At 69.0% G+C, this 1278-nt stretch carries 1 protein-coding gene and 1 pseudogene; both read right to left on the reverse strand.

Annotated features, from left to right (window positions below):
* Window positions 1–197, reverse strand: a pseudogene (locus IE173_RS15390) (rhamnulokinase); the annotation flags it as partial.
* 28 nt (window positions 198–225) lie between these two features.
* A partial coding sequence (locus tag IE173_RS15395; protein WP_191284411.1) for an SDR family oxidoreductase occupies window positions 226–1278 on the reverse strand: 1053 nt, incomplete at its 5' end.

Raw genomic sequence — 1278 nt, forward strand, 5'->3', positions numbered from 1 at the left:
CCTTCGACGAGGTCGCGGTAGAGCTCGAGCACGCTCCAGTGCAGCCCGTCGAGGGTGCGCACCGGCGCGTTCTTGAAGCGCGCGACATCCGTCAGCCGCAGCTCATCGTGGCCGACGTAGCCGAGCAGCACCCGGCCGCTCGTCGCACCCAGGTCGACCGCCGCGACGGCCCCACCGCTTCGAGTGCTCAACGCCATCCCCCCATCATCGTGCCCGGCCGCGCGCTCAGCGCAGGAAGGCGGCGGCGACGCCCGCGTCGACCGGGATGTGGAGGCCGGTGGTGTGCGACAGGTCGGGCCCGGTGAGCACCGAGACGGCGTTGGCGACGTTCTCGGGCAGCACTTCGCGCTTGAGGATGGTGCGCTGAGCGTAGAACTCGCCGAGCTTGTCTTCGGCGATGCCGTAGGTCTTCGCGCGGTTGGCGCCCCAGCCGGCGGCGAAGATCCCGGAGCCGCGCACCACGCCATCCGGGTTGANCTCGACCGCGAGCAGCCGCACCTGGTGGGCCTGGTCGGCCTTCGTCGCCGAGTAGGCGATGTTGTTGGGGCCGGCGAACACCGAGTTCTTCGAGGCGATGTAGATCACGTCGCCGCCCATCTTCTGCTCGATGAGCACGGGCGCGGTCGCCTTCGCGACGAGGAACGAGCCCTTCGCCATGATGTCGTGCTGGAAGTCCCAGTCCTTCTCGGTGGTCTCCAGCAGCGGCTTGCTGAGCGAGACGCCGGCGTTGTTGACGACGATGTCGAGCCCACCGAAGGCGAGCACGGCATCCTGCACCAGCTTCTCGATCGCGTCGGCGTCGGTGACGTTCACCTCCAAGCCGATCGCGACGTCGCTGCCACCGATCTCGGCGGCGGCCTCCTGGGCCTTGGCGAGGTCGAGGTCGGCGATCACGACGCAGGCGCCGTCGGCGGCGAGGCGGGTCGCGATGGCCTTGCCGATTNCGGCATCCGAGATGGGGGTGTAGGTCGAGATCGCCTCGGCGCCCCGCATCACGTTGATCGCGTTGAGGTAGAACTCGCCGGCGACGCGGGCGGTCTGCTTGGTGGCGCCGTAGGAGAACATGCCGACGCCCGGCACGAGCACGATCAGCGGGTCGGCGCCGCGCATCGCGGGACTGTCCTTGGTCGCGTGCTTCTCGTAGTACGCGGTGTAGTCCGCTCGGTAGGCCTCATGCAGCTGCTCGAGACGCTCCTTGATCTTCTCGACGGGGGCGCCGGCCGGCAGGTCGACGAGCATCGGCTTGACCTTGGTGCGCAGGAAGTGGTCGGGGCACGA

This window comes from Pseudolysinimonas yzui (assembly GCF_014653215.1).
Classification (GTDB): Bacteria; Actinomycetota; Actinomycetes; order Actinomycetales; family Microbacteriaceae; genus Pseudolysinimonas_A; species Pseudolysinimonas_A yzui.